The 17,448-nt window shown below is 47.5% G+C and carries 10 protein-coding genes and 3 rRNA genes; all 13 read right to left on the minus strand.

Going from position 1 to position 17,448, the window contains the following annotated elements; translation table 11 throughout:
• Positions 1 to 13: 13 nt before the first annotated feature.
• Positions 14 to 1,147, minus strand: coding sequence for a DUF4249 domain-containing protein (locus C1N53_RS13015; RefSeq protein ID WP_168194029.1), 1,134 nt, complete (start codon positions 1,145 to 1,147; stop codon positions 14 to 16).
• A gap of 4 nt (positions 1,148 to 1,151) precedes the next feature.
• Positions 1,152 to 3,923 carry a TonB-dependent receptor gene (locus tag C1N53_RS13020; RefSeq protein ID WP_137759725.1) on the minus strand — a complete coding sequence of 924 codons (2,772 nt, stop codon included), beginning with the start codon at positions 3,921 to 3,923 and terminating at the stop codon, positions 1,152 to 1,154.
• Positions 3,924 to 3,971: 48 nt separating this feature from the next.
• Positions 3,972 to 4,631 carry a hypothetical protein gene (locus tag C1N53_RS13025; protein WP_137759726.1) on the minus strand — a complete coding sequence of 220 codons (660 nt, stop codon included), beginning with the start codon at positions 4,629 to 4,631 and terminating at the stop codon, positions 3,972 to 3,974.
• Positions 4,632 to 4,906: 275 nt separating this feature from the next.
• On the minus strand, positions 4,907 to 6,052 hold the full coding sequence (locus C1N53_RS13030) for a glycosyltransferase (protein WP_137759727.1): 1,146 nt from the start codon (positions 6,050 to 6,052) through the stop codon (positions 4,907 to 4,909).
• Positions 6,052 to 7,026 (minus strand): glycosyltransferase family 2 protein, encoded by a 975-nt coding sequence (locus C1N53_RS13035; RefSeq protein ID WP_137759728.1) that lies wholly within the window; start codon positions 7,024 to 7,026, stop codon positions 6,052 to 6,054. The genes C1N53_RS13030 and C1N53_RS13035 overlap by 1 nt, the downstream gene beginning before the upstream one ends.
• 4 nt (positions 7,027 to 7,030) lie before the next feature.
• Positions 7,031 to 7,558: a DUF4199 domain-containing protein gene (locus tag C1N53_RS13040; RefSeq protein WP_137759729.1), complete on the minus strand. Its 528-nt coding sequence runs from the start codon at positions 7,556 to 7,558 to the stop codon at positions 7,031 to 7,033.
• Positions 7,559 to 7,585: 27 nt separating this feature from the next.
• Positions 7,586 to 8,095 (minus strand): DUF4199 domain-containing protein, encoded by a 510-nt coding sequence (locus C1N53_RS13045; RefSeq protein ID WP_137759730.1) that lies wholly within the window; start codon positions 8,093 to 8,095, stop codon positions 7,586 to 7,588.
• A 64-nt stretch (positions 8,096 to 8,159) separates the two neighbouring features.
• On the minus strand, positions 8,160 to 9,422 hold the full coding sequence (locus C1N53_RS13050; protein ID WP_137759731.1) for a dihydroorotase: 1,263 nt from the start codon (positions 9,420 to 9,422) through the stop codon (positions 8,160 to 8,162).
• A gap of 1 nt (position 9,423) precedes the next feature.
• Entirely contained in the window at positions 9,424 to 11,430 is a 2,007-nt protein-coding gene (locus tag C1N53_RS13055; protein ID WP_137759732.1) for a VWA domain-containing protein, read from the minus strand.
• A gap of 317 nt (positions 11,431 to 11,747) precedes the next feature.
• Positions 11,748 to 11,859: ribosomal RNA gene (gene rrf / locus C1N53_RS13060) — 5S ribosomal RNA — on the minus strand.
• A 100-nt stretch (positions 11,860 to 11,959) separates the two neighbouring features.
• Positions 11,960 to 14,853: ribosomal RNA gene (locus tag C1N53_RS13065) — 23S ribosomal RNA — on the minus strand.
• Between the two features lie 304 nt (positions 14,854 to 15,157).
• A 16S ribosomal RNA gene (locus C1N53_RS13070) occupies positions 15,158 to 16,681 on the minus strand.
• Together the 16S, 23S and 5S rRNA genes form the textbook arrangement of a ribosomal RNA operon.
• Before the next feature lie 263 nt (positions 16,682 to 16,944).
• Positions 16,945 to 17,445: a hypothetical protein gene (locus C1N53_RS13075; RefSeq protein ID WP_137759733.1), complete on the minus strand. Its 501-nt coding sequence runs from the start codon at positions 17,443 to 17,445 to the stop codon at positions 16,945 to 16,947.
• Between the last annotated feature and the right edge of the window lie 3 nt (positions 17,446 to 17,448).

A 17,448-nucleotide genomic window follows, 5' to 3' on the forward strand; every position in this document is an offset into this window, starting at 1 on the left:
ATACGCGCAGGTACTATTCCCAAAACGGAGGCCTTACGTTTGTACCGTATACCCGACAGTCCACGCACGATTTCTGAGAGACCATGTAGCCAACTACAGTCATGCCTACCATATATTCGCCAAAAGGAAGTTTAAACCCGCCCTCGAGTTGCTCCCGTACCTCATCTACCATAATAGTATCATACTCACATCGCTGGTAAGCAGGCCTCCAATGCTGCGGCATTTCACTACGGCTAACAAAAAGCCTTTTTTCTTCCACTGTTGATGCAGTTATAAAGCCGATCACAGGTTCTTCAGGACTGCTTGTGCAGCTTATATTCCCTGTTAACTGAGAAGGCTGTGGATCAAACAAAGTCCCGATGCTTTCGGTGTTTCTCTTGAGCTTTTCGTAATAATTAAAAGCCTCTTTACTTAATGCCCTTTGCTTTACAAGAATGCTGTATTTAATGCCAAGCTTAGCAGAAGCACTTGGAACCTGTGTTACCAAATAATCGCTGATAACATCACTGGTGAGTTTAGTAGAAGTTCCAATTAGTATGTTTGAAGAATTTTCTGACCGCCAGCAGTTGTAAATATCTTCCATGTAAAAGTTATAAGTTACTTTTCCATCTTTGTATTCCAGGTTTGTTGGAAAAGCAGAAGTATAATGCCAGGTTTCATCAAAGGTCCAACTATAATAGTTGCTTTTATTGGTCGCATCGTGTGTACTGACATAAATCCCGAGCGCATCCGAATCTGCCCTCCAGCTTACCCTATCAATGGCCGGAGTCTGTTTTGCCTCTACATACTCCGATTGGTACTGCTTCCCGGTGGAAGTTACAATCTTTAGCCTGCATTTAGCGCCAGGCCCGATGTTTAATTCATTAACATAGATTCCCGGGCTTCGCTCATATAGCTCTATTTGGCCTCCATCTTCCAACTCAACCGACACCCGTGCACCAGATTCTACTGGTGGCACTCCTTCTTCGTACAGGTTCTGTGTATAGGATAAATTAATTGTAGTTGAGCCTGCCGTGTTTATAAAGCCACTTACCACCAGGTATGCGTTGGGCATTTCCAATACCTTAGGAAGGTAAGGTTCTTCGCAGCCAACCACTAGAAACAGGAAGAACAGTAATGCTGCCTTTATTCTAAGCAAATTAAACATGATACTAAAACTTAAAGTTATAAGTAATGGTAGGAATGGGATGCGCAAAGATTGAAAGCTGATACCCATTCACTCTTCCTCCTTCTGATCTAAAATAAACTGAATAAGGATTCTTGCGCCCGGTCAGATTATAAACGGCCAGGGTCCAGGAGCTATGTGCCAGCTTTCTTACCTTATGGTTGCCTTCTATGTTCATGGCAAAATCTACGCGATAGTAATCTGGAATCCGGTATTGGTTTCTATCAGAGTAGAGAATTCTGTCGCTGGTGCCATCGTTATACTTGGCAATTGGTAAAGTAATCGGTCGGCCTGTATTGTATGTAAAATTTAAAGAAGTGCTAAACCGCTGGCTGAACCTGTAATTACTGATCAGGGTAAAGTCATGAGGCTTATCGAAGTTGCTAGGATAGTAATTGCCGCCGTTTATAGTTTCAGAAATGGCCGGATCATTCACCCGTACCAATGTGCGGGCATAGGTATAACTTACCCAGCCATTCAGTTTTCCAGACAACTTTTTAAGCATAAACTCTACGCCGTAAGCCTCTCCCTCGGCATTAATCACATCTGTCTCCACATGATGATTCATTACCAAAGTTGCTCCACTACGATAATCCAGAAAGTCCTTCATCTTTTTGTAGTATCCTTCCACAGAGAATTCAACTGTATTGGCTCTGAAGTTTCTATAATAACCTAATGCCACCTGGTCTCCTACTTGGGGCTTTATGTTCGCATCGCTTAATTTCCAGATATCTGTTGGAGATATGGATGCGGTATTGGATAGCATGTGAATGTATTGCCGTAAGCGGTTAAAGCTAACTTTTATGGAAGAATTATCAGTTAAACCCAATCTGGCCGACAATCTGTACTCGGGGCCATGGTAAGTAGCTATATTCTCCCCAGCTCCATATGAAATAGTATCCTGAATAGAAGTTTCTGTTCTTGGTACGCCAGGGGCATAGCTAAATACCTCTCTTGCACCCACTGCATTAAATATGGAGTAACGCAGGCCTAATGATACCGATAGTTTAGGAGTAATATCAAACCTATCAGATAAGTAAACTGCGCTTTCGACTCCTTTTTCTATTTGTAGCACATCGGGGGCAACTAACGATTCGGGGCTGTTGGGTTGCATAGTACCGGGTTTAATAGCGTAAACCGTTGAACTAGCTCCGAAATCCACTGTGTGTTTACTATTATGAAAATAATTAAAATCGGCTTGCACACCTCCCTGATCCAAACCAAACCCTAAAGAAAAAGCGTTAACAGGATTTGAAGAACTGTTTACGCTATAAGCATAATGGCTATAGCTTCCGGTAACAACACTATAAAGTTTATTCCCGAAGATGTGCTTCCACTTTGCACTGGCATTGTAGTTGGTAAACTTGTAAAGCGTATCGGCACTGAACTTAAACTTATCGCTGCTGGTGTAACCTGTCAGGTAAAATGTATTGTTCCTGTTCATTTCATGACTAATGTTTGCATTAATATCATAAAAGGAGGCCGAACTTTCTTTGTAGCCCGGAATCTGTTTTAGCAGCCAGTCTGAATAAGTGCTTCTCCCGCCAATTAAGAAAGAAGTCTTATCTTTTCTAATGGGTCCTTCTAAGGTAAGCCTGCTGGTTAGCAAACCGATACCACCGCCACCGGAAAGCTTCTTTTTATTACCCTCACGCGAAGTTACCTCCAACACAGACGATAAGCGTCCTCCATATTTAGCAGGTATAGCGCTTTTATATAACTCAACAGACTTAAGGACATCCGGGTTAAAGGCGGAGAAAAACCCAAATAAATGTGAGGGATTATAAATGGTGGCATCGTTGAAAAGAATCAGGTTCTGATCGGTAGAGCCGCCTCTAACGTTCATACCGGTACTACCCTCGCCGACAGATTTTACACCAGGAAGCGTAAGTACTACTCTTAAAATATCTGTTTCGCCAAAAGCCGTTGGCACCTGCTTAATAGTTCTGATATCAAGGCGTTCCATCCCCATTTGCATACCAGACACATTTCTGTCTTTTTCGGCTTCAATCACAACTTCTTTTAGTAACCGGACATCCTCTTCAATTTCAATATCCAGTTTGCCGTCAGACTGTAACATGATGTGGCGTTTTGTATCTTTTAAACCGACAGCTTTAATTCTCAGCTCGTGTTGCCCAACCGGTAAAGACAACGCATAATAGCCGTATTGGTCGGATACGGTGCCGATTACCGGCGACTGAATGTAGATGTAAGCTCCGATAATGGGCTCTCCGGAACTGGCATCACGCAAGTGACCTGCCAGACTTGCCTTGCCACTGCTGTTCTCTTTTCTGGTGCCAATCTCGTAGAGTTTTACTTCTGAAGCAGCACTTTTTTTACTTTTAGGAGGCTGATACTGCTCCGCTATAACCTCCAGCTGTGCATCTCCTCCCTGAGTTTTTTTGTCAAAGAAACCTTCTGGTAAACCTGCATAAATTTGAGTGCCTGCCGTAATAAATACTTGGTTTTGGGGACTTAAAGCAAATTTAAGGTTGGTATCTTTAAAAATGGCTGTAAGTACGGTGGGTAATGGTTGCGACTGTATTTGCAGATTTACAAAAATGCTGTCTACATCTGCGGGATCGAAATAAAAGCGATAAGGAGTTTCAGATTCGACTTTTAAAACAAAATTCAGGAAAGAAGTATTTTGATAAGTTCCGCTAATAGTGGCCTCGCTTGCTCCCTGCCCTGCACAGGGCTGTATACTGCAAAGAACATAAACCAGAACAATGAAGACATTTCTGTAGAAATATTTCATATAATAAAGAATCAGAAGATGTTTTGGATAAAAATGCAGACCAGGAGTTTAAGGATTCAAGCTATCATAGTAGCCGACGACACGAGCCATTGCTTCTTCACGATTCTTTCTAAACTTAATTTTATTTGCTCTTACATACTCGTTGAGCTGCTTTTTATTCGTTTGAAGTGCTTTATACAAAGATCGCTTGTTCTTCACCTGCTGATATTTTCCGTCTTTCTCCAGGAAGTATTTATCAGCGATGCTATAGTCTCCTTCCATGCCCTGGCTTGTGGCTCTTTCATTAGCTACTTTAACTCTTTTAGCCAAAAGCTGCACGCTTCCTTCGTGTAGTACATCATAAAAGCCCGATTGGTAAGGAAAAGCTCCAGTAGAATCGTGCTCAAACCTCTCAAACTTATGGTTAAGGAAATAGAAGGTTTTTACTTTCTTGCTTACAAGTTTCTGGGAAAATCCACTGTTATAAAGAATGATTTCATCTGTTACAACATCGTAAAACATTGGCACCTGCTGATACCATGCGCCATCGTATAGCACGCTTCCTTCTGATAGCTGGTTAGTTTCAAAAAACTGGTGCCCTTCCATAAACTGTTTACGATGATTCACATATTCAGGACCAGTATAAAGGTGTGCATGAATTCCTACAGCACTTTTATAAGCTTCTGTAGCATTTGAAACAGCTACTTGAATAAAGGCTGTATCGGGCATAGCATTCTGTGCTCGTAAAGAATTAACTAAAGCAAAGAAGGTTATGAAAACCGCTAGTACTGAAATTTTCATTGTAATGACACAAAATGCCCAATTATCGATTTATTATTCTAATATACTAAAAATTATATGGATTAAAAGTAAATTAAAAATAATTGTACGAAAAAGATAATATTGAACACAAGATAGTCTCTTGGAACGGTAGAGGACCTTTGGCAGCTTTATCTTTTTGAAATAAAAGTAGAATGGAATGTTAAAGGGAGTAGTAGATATGCTTACTTATTTATTGTTGCAAGGTCCCAAACAGCCTGCGCAAACTTTTTCCAACTAAACTGTTCCTTTAGTTCACTTATATTTTCAGCAAAGCCTGAGGTATTATCTGATGTATAAAATTTATTTATGGCTTCGGCAATAGCCTGCGGCTGAGGTTCCACCACATAGCCAACTTTACCGTCTGGCACTGTTTCAGCCAACCCACCTACTCTTGTAACTACCATTGGTTTGTTAAAGTGATAGGCAACTTGTGTTACGCCACTCTGTGTAGCATGTTTGTAAGGCTGTACAACTAGGTCTGCAGCACTGAAATAATGCCTTACGGCAGCATTCGGCACAAAATTGGTATGCAGCACCAGCCTATCCCGAAGCCCCAGTTTTTCCATTAAGTCATGGTATGGTGCGGCATCTTCGTAAAACTCTCCGGCAACAATCAATTTAACATCCGGTAGCTGTTGAAGTGGCAGTTCTGCCATTGCCTGTAGCAGCAGATCTAAACCTTTATAGGCACGAATAAAGCCAAAGAAGAGCAAGTACCGGAAAGTTGGATCTAAGTCCAGAGCTTTACAGGCTGCTTCTCTTGTCTCTGCTTCGCCGAAATTGTCGTACAGCGGGTGAGGCAGGTATACAGCAGGTTTTTCCGGCTCAAAAATTTTAAGTTCCTGCTGCACTGAACGCGACATAGTTATGAAACCATGGCAGGAACTAAGAAAGTATTGCGTAAAGAGTTTATCGCCGGGCCGTTTCTCATGCGGCACAACATTATCTGTAATTGCCAGCACTTTACTGACTTTGTTTCGCCTGATAAGGCGGGCAATTGTTCCCAGGCAAGGTCCCATAAAAGGCAACCAGTAGCGGAACAACACAAGATCAGGCTTTTTCCTGCGAATGTAGTTACCTGTTCTGATCCAGCTAACTGGATTAACAGAATTAATAAGAACTTTGATAGATAGATCTTGTGGTGCAGGCTCCTCTGAATATTGCGTTTTGCCAGGAAACAAAAAAGCTGGATACTGAAGGCTGAAAGTAACAATTTCCACCTCATCTCCATGTTCCTGAAACTCTCTGGCCAGCCTCTCATTAAAAGTAGACATTCCACCACCCCGAAGCGGGTGCGCAGGTCCTACTATCACCACTTGCCTACCCATTACTTCTGAAAAGCACCAATTCGCTCCCTGATCAGGTACTCGTTTTTATTTCTGCTTCCCAATGAAATCATTTCTGCCAGAAATCCTGCTAGGAATAGTTGTACTCCCACTATCACCGCTACCAGGGCTAAAAAGAAAAGAGGTTGATCAACCACATCTCGCGCACGCCCATCCGGATACAGCCTGAACACCTTCTGCATGATCAGCCAGATAGTTATACCCAGACCAACTATAAATGATAATGTCCCCATTGTACCGAAAAAGTGCATGGGCCGTTTTTTGAAGCGGGAGACAAATGTAATGGAAAGCAGGTCCAGGAAACCGTATATAAAACGTTCGAGACCAAATTTGGTAGTGCCGTATTTCCGCTCCTGGTGCTGCACTACCTTCTCTCCAATGCGAGAAAAGCCGTTCCATTTAGCCAAAACAGGTATATAGCGGTGCATTTCCCCATGCACTTCTATTGTTTTAACCACTAACTGCCGATAAGCTTTAAGGCCACAATTAAAATCGTGTAGTTCTATTCCTGAAAGCTTTCTGGTAGCTGCGTTAAATAGTTTGGAAGGAACAGTTTTACTGATAGGATCAAAACGCTTCTGCTTCCAGCCCGACACCAGATCATACTTTTGGTGTTTAATCATATCATATAGCGCCGGGATTTCTTCAGGACTATCCTGTAAATCGGCATCCATGGTAATCACCACTTCTCCTACGCATCGCTGGAAACCAACGTGCAGAGCAGCGGACTTACCATAGTTCCTGTTAAAGCTAACACCTTTAATTGACTTATCTTCTTCACTAAGATCAGCAATCACCTCCCAGGAGCGGTCGGTACTGCCATCATCAATCAAAATTATTTCGTAAGAAAAACTGTGTGCGTGCATCACACGTCTGATCCAACGCACCAGTTCAGGCAGCGATTCCTCTTCGTTAAAAAGAGGAACCACTACCGAAATATCATAAGGATATTGCATGTATTTACTCAAATTCCGGCCGCGTATTTTTCATAATAGCGGATATAATAAGGGAAATAATAAAACCAATGATTACATAACCTATTAATGCTGCAAAAATAGTGATTAATGGACCTTGGAACTTTTGCCCCATTTCTAGTGCTGCATCAATTTGCTCATCACTCATGCCCCTGTTTTCTAATTCTATTCGTTGCTGCTCCATCATATTACTCATATAATTAGTATCGACGAACGAGGTGTACGCCCACATAAATATTCCACCCAATAGGCCTACCACAGCTGAAATTAAAGTACCTATTCCCAAGCCCTGCCCGTAGGACATAAAGCCCCCGCTTCGCTGTTTAAATTCTTTAATGGCAACAACAATGGCAACAATCAAAATTATATAACCAAGCCCACCTAGCCATTTATTTGTGCCTAAATCGGCAAGCATCAGAATCAGTGAATAAACTACGCTGATCAATCCAAAGATTAAGCCGTATTTAAGTGCTACAGAGGATACGGAAGGCTGCTTTTCAGTAATTGTGTCCATGAGTTTTAATTTATAGGTTTGAAGATATTATTTTCTAAAGAAAACGGCCGCTACTATAGCAATAAAGAAACCTGCCAGAAACCTGGTTACAAAATCAGAAGTTGCCAGCAACGAAGCACTTACCGAATCGAGCGCAGCGTATGTTTGTTCATATAATTTTTCTCCTAACGCCTCTACCTGCATCTCCCGTTGCGTTTCCATTATTCTCTTCGATTCAGCTATATAATCACTAATGATTGTATCTCCGGCAAAGTATAAGAACAGAAACAGAAGCATAGCTGCTGTTAGCGCAGTATAGAATGACACGGAAACACCAACACGTAAGCCCCTTAAAAAGCCCAGTTCCGCATCTATAAACTGTTTATAATATTTTATCCCCAGAAAAAGAAAAACCGGGATAGGTAAATAAGTAATACGTCCGGATTCCGCTAAGGGATTAAACCCAACCAGGTGCATAACGATCACCAAAGCAAAACATGCTACTCCAGAAAGCACTCCATAACGCACACCAACCCGTGCAATACCTTGATCAAACATTTTATAAAATCAGGCAGCGATTCTGCTGCCATGCTGTTATTAAGCTTAAATATATTAAAAAAGATTAATTAAGGACTACTTGCCCTTTATGAATTATACCAAGGACTTTTCCTTTTAGATTAACACCAAAAAACGGACTATTAAATGATTTAGACTTTACGGTATCCTGATCTGGTGTCCAGCCAAGGACAGGGCTAAAGATAGTAAGATTAGCCTCCTCTCCTTCGGCAATAGCAGGTTTTGGCAAACTTAAGACCTGACGTGGCCCATCTGTCAGTTTATAGATTATCTTTTCCAGGGATAAGGTATCTGACAAAGAAGTATAGGCAACTGAAAAAGCCGTTTCCAAATTTGTTATGCCAAAATCGGCTAAGTCAAATTCAAGCTTTTTGGATTCGGTATCATGTGGTATATGTGCAGATACCAAGGCATCTATGGTGCCATCCTCAAGTCCTTGTACCAGGGCAGCAGCATCTTTTTCGCTTCTGAAGGGAGGAGCTACTTTATAGTTTGTATCAAATGGAGCAATGGTTTCGTCTGTAAAAGCTGCCTGGTAACTGGCTACATCGCAGGTAACCTGCAGCCCTTCTGCTTTTGCTTTACGAATAGCCTCAACCGAAGCAGCAGTGGAAATCAGCGAAAAATGCAGCTTACCGCCTGTATATGCCAACAACTGTAAATCGCGGGTTACCATTATTTCTTCAGCCATGGCAGGTATGCCTTTCATACCTAACAATGTACTTACCTGTCCTTCATGCATCTGCCCATGATCTGTCAGGCGGGTATGTTCGGGTTTGTTCATCAATAAACCATCAAACATCTGCACATACTGCAAAGCCTTCAGCATGACGTCTGCACCTTGCAAAGGTTTTATGCCATCTGTAAAAGCTACTGCCCCTGCCGTGTGAAGATCTATCATCTCTGTCAGGTCTTTACCTTCTGTATCAACAGTAAGTGCTGCGGCCGGGTGCAGAGTAACAGGTAAATGTGCAGTTCTGTTTCTTAAAAAGCTAACCGCGCCTTTTGTCTGAACAACAGGCTGTACATTAGGCAAACATAATATTTCTGTAAAGCCCCCGGCTGCAGCAGCTGCAGCGGCTGTCTCCAGATCTTCTTTATGCTCCAGCCCCGGCTCACCTACGAAGGCATGTAAATCAACCCAACCTGCTGATACACATAAGCCATCTGCTGCAATCAGTGTGTCAGCCTCAGGTTCATCTGTGCCAATGTATAGAATCTTACCATTTTCGATAAGTATATTCTGTGTTTGTAAATGATATGCTGAATCGGGGTTAATAATTTGTGCTGCTCGAAGAAGTACTTTCATGCTAGAGGAATCTAATAAGTGCTATTTCTGCCATCAGGAAAAACAAACACAATATTAGGCAATATTTCCAAAGCTTTACGCCAAAAAATCTTTTTTCGAACTCTCCTTTCACAGAAAATGTGTCGCCGTAGTTATAGACATGAATATGCTGCTGATCCTGACGCAGCATACCCCTTAATTCATCGGGTGAATATTGCTCCAGAAAAGACTCTTTCTTATCGTAGTTAAAGGCAAGTCTTGTAATGGTTGAATCCCCCAGACGCACCTCATAAACTCCTGCTTCATCCATTTCGGCAGGAATATCAAAAAACACCCTGTCCTCTCTTACCTGCTGGTCAGGTATGAACTCCAGGCTATCCTTTGCTAGTTTATAAATACCTTCCTTTTTAACAGAAGGTACTGCCGGAACATGAATGGTACCGCCTGCCAGGGAGTAAGCCAACTGCTGTTCCTGTTTGTAGCTGGCAATTGCTAAACGATACATAATAGGCACAAATAAGGCATGCCCTGCCAGTTCACTATATTGTTCATTTAAAGTTGATGCCATTAGAAAGACTTGTCCCTGCCCACGATTGAAGCGGGATAGAAACGGCGCACCGCCTCTGAACTTTAGAATATCATCTGAGGCTCTTGACCAGGATAGCTGCCTTACCGCTGCCGGCATTTGCATTTTAGGGTCGTAATCTGCAAAAATGCTTCTGAAGAAAGGGTTATCTGAAGCAGGGGCAGCAATGTTTGCTTTAGCTGTAGTTGCTGTAGCATTGTTAAAATCGGCAGGTATGCTCAATGCCTGGAATAGAGATTTATAACTATTAGCATCGCCATTTGCCGGAGGTATAACTATAACCGTGCCTCCTGCCTGCACAAAGCTGTTAACTGTAGACAGGATGGCCGGAGAAATAACAGGCAAACCGTTCAAAACAATAGCATTCGAGCTGCTGGCACGCGCATAATCCATATTATTAGCATTAAACTGTATTAGCCTGAAAAACGACTCATTGTTATATAGCCTTTGCAGAGGACTACCTGTACGATCGGCAAGTTCAGTTATTTCTATTCTTTGAGATGGGGCCAGTGTAAAATAGTAAACATTATCGAATTCAACCGGGAAATCCTCAATCTCGATAGAAGCACTCTGGCTGATGTCACCACTAAACTTAAAGTTAAGAACAGCCTCTGTAGCCTGCTGTGGTGGTAAGTCAAGACTTAGTGCAGAGGTTTGCCGGCCACCTATAATTAGTTTTACAGCACAGTCCTCCACTGCTGTGACTCCAGTATTATAAATACGAACGTGTAAGGTATTATCTCCTCCGGCTCTTAAGAACTCATCCTCCAGATATACAGTATCAATAGTTATATTAGAAATTCCATCTGCTTTTAAAGGAATCAGATGGAGCTGTTTTGTAGAATCAAATTGAGAAAGTAAAGCAGGCGAAAAGGTACTCTTCTGAAAGTCTGAAAAGTAAAACAGATGCTCCGCTTCATTGTTCCTGTTTTGCAGACCTAAGTTAGCGTTAGCTACATAATCAAGTTCATCCAGCTTAGAAGCTGCATCACTGGCAGGTACAGTACCCGATCGGCTTATATTATTCCCTGATAACAACCCAAAAGAGGTAGAAGCCGGAAAAAGATCAATAACTGACTTAGCCTGATCTACGGCTGCAGTTAGTAAAGATATGTCCTGCTCATCTTGCATATTCTGCATGCTATAGGAATTGTCTACTGCAATAGTTACCTGTGAGGTATCTGTAGGTACAGTAGATTCAGAGGCCGGCAAGAAAGGCTGTGCAAATGCAAGCACAAGAAAGGTAATAAAACATATTCTACACAGCAGGATGAGTACCTCCTTTAGATTCCGCTGACTTGCTGTTACATCTTTCGAAGCCTGAATAAACCTTACATTGCTAAAGTTGATTCTTTTAGCACGTCTTAATTGAGCCAAGTGCAGAATGACGGGTATAGCAATAGCTGTAAGAGCGTAAAGAAAAGTAGGGTATAGTAAAGCCATAGGTACAAGATAGACAGGAACAGCCTTAAAAGCAATGTATAGTGCTGCATCCTATCAACCTGCACTAACTTTTACTATGTAAGGCTTACAGGGAAGTACTGTATATGGATGAAAAAGGATTTCCTTCAGCAGACTTGCTCCATCGGGACGGGGCTCTGGAGCACTCGGTTCGGCTGCTGAAGAACAATGAGATCTTTGCCTGGGGTCGGATGCGGGCGTGCATGAGCGGGAAGGGATTGGCCCTGCCGCGGCCAGTGTGTGGGGTGTGGTGGCATAAAAAAAGGGTTACCCTTTGTGGGGGTAACCCTTCGTGATGTGGTTGGCGGCCACCTACTCTCCCGGGTGTGACCCCAGTACCATCGGCGCAGCCGGGCTTAACTTCTCTGTTCGGGATGGGAAGAGGTGAACACCGGCGCCATAGCCACCATTGCCGTCGCACGGTTGCTGTCCGTGCCTGATGCTGTGGTGTGTCTTTGACCTTGTGGGGGAGAGGGAAAGGGGGGGAAGCGGCGGGCCGTGTCCGGCCTCTTGGAGAACGCGCCCGGGCAATTAGTACCGCTCGGCTTTGCCGTCTCCGGCTTTACACCTGCGGCCTATCGACGTGGTCGTCTCCCACGGCCCTTCAAGGGAGATCTCATCTTGGGGCGGGTTTCGCACTTAGATGCTTTCAGCGCTTATCCCGTCCGAGCGTAGCTACCCTGCGCTGCACCAGGCGGCACAACAGGTCCACCAGAGGCTCGTCCATCCCGGTCCTCTCGTACTAAGGACAGAGCCCCGCAAATCTCCGACGCCCGCAACAGATAGGGACCGAACTGTCTCACGACGTTCTGAACCCAGCTCGCGTGCCACTTTAATCGGCGAACAGCCGAACCCTTGGGACCTTCTCCAGCCCCAGGACGTGACGAGCCGACATCGAGGTGCCAAACCTCCCCGTCGATATGAGCTCTTGGGGGAGATCAGCCTGTTATCCCCAGAGTACCTTTTATCCTTTGAGCGATGGCCCTTCCATGCGGAACCACCGGATCACTATATCCGCCTTTCGGCCCTGCTCGGCTTGTGGGCCTCACAGTCAAGCCCCCTTCTGCTATTGCGCTCTGCGCACGGTTACCAAGCGTGCTGAGGGAACCTTTGAAAGCCTCCGTTATTGTTTTGGAGGCGACCACCCCAGTCAAACTACCCGCCAAGCAATGTCCCGCTCACGCGGTTAGGCTCCAAGCCACTCAAGGGCGGTATTTCAAGGACGGATCCGCGACGCCTGGCGACGCCGCCTCTTCTCCTCCCGCCTATCCTACACATGAGTGACCCAGAGGCAATGCTAAGCTGTAGTGAAGGTTCATGGGGTCTTTCCGTCCCGTTGCGGGTAATCGGCATCTTCACCGATACTACAATTTCACCGAGCTCACGGCTGAGACAGCGCCCAGATCGTTACACCATTCGTGCAGGTCGGAACTTACCCGACAAGGAATTTCGCTACCTTAGGACCGTTATAGTTACGGCCGCCGTTTACCGGGGCTTCGATTCAGAGCTTCGCCTTGCGGCTAACCCCCCCTCTTAACCTTCCGGCACCGGGCAGGTGTCAGGCCTTATACGTCATCTCTCGATTTGGCAAAGCCATGTGTTTTTGTTAAACAGTCGCCTGGGCCTTTTCACTGCGGCTTCTTGCATCGCTGCAAGGAAGCGCCCCTTCTCCCGAAGTTACAGGGCCATTTTGCCGAGTTCCTTGGCCGTGATTCACTCGAGCACCTTAGGATTCTCTCCTCGACCACCTGTGTCGGTTTGCGGTACGGGCGGCGCGCCATTTAAACGCTTAGCGGGTTTTCTAGGGAGCCTGCTTAGGGACGATCTCCGCCCCCGGGGGGTTGGAGTACTTTCCACTTTCGGCTAGCCCGGCGTGCTTGACGACCGGCCCAATACCTACGGTGTTAAACGCACTATTCCGTCAGTGCGCCGTCCTTTCACTTCTCCGTCACCGCATCGCTATGGCGCGCCGGTGCTGGAATATTAACCAGCTGTCCATCGACCTTAGCCTTCGCCTCGGCCTTAGGACCCGACTAACCCTGATCCGATTAGCGTTGATCAGGAAACCTGGGTCTTTCGGTGTGCGGGTTTCTCGCCCGCATTATCGTTACTTATGCCTACATTTGCTTTTCCAAGCACTCCAGCGCCCCTTGCCGGGACGCCTTCGCCGTCCTTGGAATGCTCCCCTACCAGTATGACCCGTGTCATAATCCGCGGCTTCGGCGCCTCGCTTGATGCCCGATTATTATCGATGCCCTGCCGCTCGACCAGTGAGCTGTTACGCACTCTTTAAAGGAATGGCTGCTTCCAAGCCAACCTCCTGGCTGTCCGGGCAGCTGGACCCCCTTTGTTCAACTTAGCGTGGACTTTGGGGCCTTAGCCGGCGGTCTGGGTTCTTTCCCTCTCGGCGCGGGACCTTAGCACCCCGCGCCTCACTGCCGCGTATGTCAAGTGGCATTCGGAGTTCGTCAGGATTCGGTAGGATGTGACTCCCCCTAGTCCTATCGGTAGCTCTACCTCCACATGACTCCACCGCGACGCTGCCCCTAAAGGCATTTCGGGGAGTACGAGCTATTTCTCAGTTTGATTGGCCTTTCACCCCTACCCACAGGTCATCCAAATGCTTTTCAACGCAAACTGGTTCGGACCTCCAGTTGGTTTTACCCAACCTTCATCCTGCCCATGGGTAGATCACAAAGTTTCGCGTCTACCCCCCCTGACTCTGCGCCCTATTCAGACTCGCTTTCGCTGCGGCTCCGCGCCTCCAGACGCTTAACCTTGCCAGGGAGGAGTAACTCGTAGGCTCATTATGCAAAAGGCACGCCGTCACCCCACACAGGGGCTCCGACCGCTTGTAGGCGCACGGTTTCAGGTTCTCTTTCACCCTCCTATTCGGAGTGCTTTTCACCTTTCCCTCACGGTACTGGTTCACTATCGGTCTCTCAGGAGTATTTAGCCTTGGCGGATGGTGCCGCCGGATTCAGGCGGGATTCCTCCGGTCCCGCCCTACTCAGGATTCCACTACGGCCAATCAACTTGCGCTCACGGGGCTATCACCCGCTCCGGCCTGCCTTCCCAGGCAGTTAAGCTTCGTTCATTGGTCCGACGGCGTGGTCCTACAACCCCAGCCCTGCCGTGACAGCGCTGGTTTGGGCTCCTGCGCGTTCGCTCGCCACTACTTGCGCAATCATTGTTATTTTCTCTTCCTCCGGGTACTTAGATGTTTCAGTTCCCCGGGTTCGCCCACCCGAAGGTGTAGTGCATCTTCAATGCACTGGGTTGCCCCATTCGGACACCCGCGGATCAAATCGTATGTGCCGATCCCCGCGGATTTTCGCAGCTTGTCGCGTCCTTCATCGCCTCTGAGAGCCTAGGCATCCCCCGTGCGCCCTTCTCTGCGTTCTCGGCCGCCCCACAAGCGTGGGGGCGGCCCGCCTCTTCTCTTCCGTCCCGGCCCTAAGGCCGGAACGTCCTTCTTTCTCTCTCTCCCATCATGTCAAAGAACTTTCCCCAGGGCACAAGTCCAGAGTCCAGGGCCAAGGGTTGTCTAACCCTTCACCCCGCTCTCTCTCAGGTGCCCCAAATAGTAGCCTATGCCTGCTGCATAGGCCGTGATCGTGTTTGAGTGTGATCGGTTGAAACAGGCCTCCAAGGCCTCTGTCCGCGCCCGCTGCCCCTCGCTTCTCGGGAAAGCCCGGGCCGTCTCTAGAAAGGAGGTGATCCAGCCGCACCTTCCGGTACGGCTACCTTGTTACGACTTAGCCCCAGTTACCAGTTTTACCCTAGACGGCTCCTTTCACGGTCACCGGCTTCAGGTCTCCCTGACTTCCATGGCTTGACGGGCGGTGTGTACAAGGCCCGGGAACGTATTCACCGCGCCGTTGCTGATGCGCGATTACTAGCGATTCCGGCTTCACGGAGTCGAGTTGCAGACTCCGATCCGAACTGAGACGCACTTTTTGAGATTGGCACCCTATCGCTAGGTAGCGACCCTCTGTATGCGCCATTGTAGCACGTGTGTAGCCCTAGGCGTAAGGGCCATGATGACTTGACGTCGTCCCCGCCTTCCTCGCTTCTTGCGAAGGCAGTCCCTTTAGAGTCCCCGGCTTGACCCGCTGGCAACTAAAGGTAGGGGTTGCGCTCGTTGCGGGACTTAACCCAACACCTCACGGCACGAGCTGACGACAGCCATGCAGCACCTTGCTTTGTGCCCCGAAGGGAAGCCCCATCTCTGGGGCCGTCACGCGCATTCTAGCCTAGGTAAGGTTCCTCGCGTATCATCGAATTAAACCACATGCTCCACCGCTTGTGCGGGCCCCCGTCAATTCCTTTGAGTTTCACCCTTGCGGGCGTACTCCCCAGGTGGGTCACTTAACGCTTTCGCTTGGACGCTGGCCGTCTATCGCCAACATCGAGTGACCATCGTTTACGGCGCGGACTACCAGGGTATCTAATCCTGTTCGCTCCCCGCGCTTTCGTGCCTCAGCGTCAGTTGCAGGCACAGCGAGCTGCCTTCGCAATCGGGGTTCTTCATGGTATCTATGCATTTCACCGCTACACCATGAGTTCCGCCCGCCTCTACCGAACTCAAGCCCGCCAGTATCAACGGCAGTTCCGGGGTTGAGCCCCGGGATTTCACCGCTGACTTAGCAGGCCGCCTACGCACCCTTTAAACCCAATAAATCCGGACAACGCTTGCACCCTCCGTATTACCGCGGCTGCTGGCACGGAGTTAGCCGGTGCTTATTCACACGGTACCGTCAGTTACCCCCGCAGGGGCGTTTTCTTCCCGTGTAAAAGCAGTTTACAACCCAGAAGGCCTTCTTCCTGCACGCGGCATGGCTGGGTCAGCCTCGCGGCCATTGCCCAATATTCCCTACTGCTGCCTCCCGTAGGAGTCTGGTCCGTGTCTCAGTACCAGTGTGGGGGACCATCCTCTCAGAACCCCTAGCCATCGTCGCCTTGGTGGTCCGTTACACCGCCAACTAGCTAATGGCACGCATGCCCATCTTCCATCGCCTCAGCTTTAACAGCAGGGTGATGCCACCCCGCTGTCTTATGCGGTATTAATCCACCTTTCGGTGGGCTATCCCCCTATGGAAGGCAGGTTGCATACGCGTTACGCACCCGTGCGCCACTAACCCAGGAACCGAAGCCCCTGGACTCGTTCGACTTGCATGTATTAGGCCTGCCGCTAGCGTTCATCCTGAGCCAGGATCAAACTCTCCATTGTAAAAATTACTTAATGCAGCATCGCTACCGCAAATGTGTTCGTCCGACCCAGGCTTTCCTTTTTCACTTCCGCCCCTCCCCCCGGCGGGGGAAGGGGCCTCGGCGCAGCTGATCTGTTGCGATCACCCGCGCGGACTTACCTTGAATTTCTGTCTCAACCAATCTCTCAAAGAACTTGCCGGGAGGACTTCCTCCTCCCGCCTGCGGCAGCCTTCCCTGCCGTGTGATGCACTGTGTCGCGCTCGCTTTGCTGAGCCCCTTTCGTTAAGGGAGTGCAAAGGTAAGGACTTTTTCTAAAACCGCAAGCAAAAGCGAAAAATATTTTTTTTTCTTTTTTCCCTGCCCTCCGGCGTCGCAGCCTCTGGCCCTCACTTCCGGACCTGCCGTCCGAAGCGGATGCAAAGGTAAGAACCTTTTCCCGCTTTGCAAGCAACCAGGCAACTTTTTATTTTCGCCGCCCCCGCTCCCTTCCGCCTCCTCATCGGCAGCCCCCAGAGGCCCTGCAGCCCCTGTTAGCCAAACCGCTCCTGCCGAACGGGGATGCAAAGGTAGCAATCTTTCCCCGCCCCGCAAGCGCCGGCCCCTGAAAAAAGAGCCCCGGCAGCCCCCCGAGCGGCTAAGCCCCTCTGCCTCAGCCGCAATGGTTTCAAAATAATTTTCAGCGGGATGGGAAAAGGCGCCCAAGCAAGCACCTGATGCAGCAGGGGCGCTTAAAGAGAACACCCGCACCCCTGCCCGGGGTTCCGGAGAAGCCAAGGTTTTCATGAG

This window comes from Pontibacter sp. SGAir0037 (assembly GCF_005491705.1).
GTDB lineage: Bacteria > Bacteroidota > Bacteroidia > Cytophagales > Hymenobacteraceae > Pontibacter.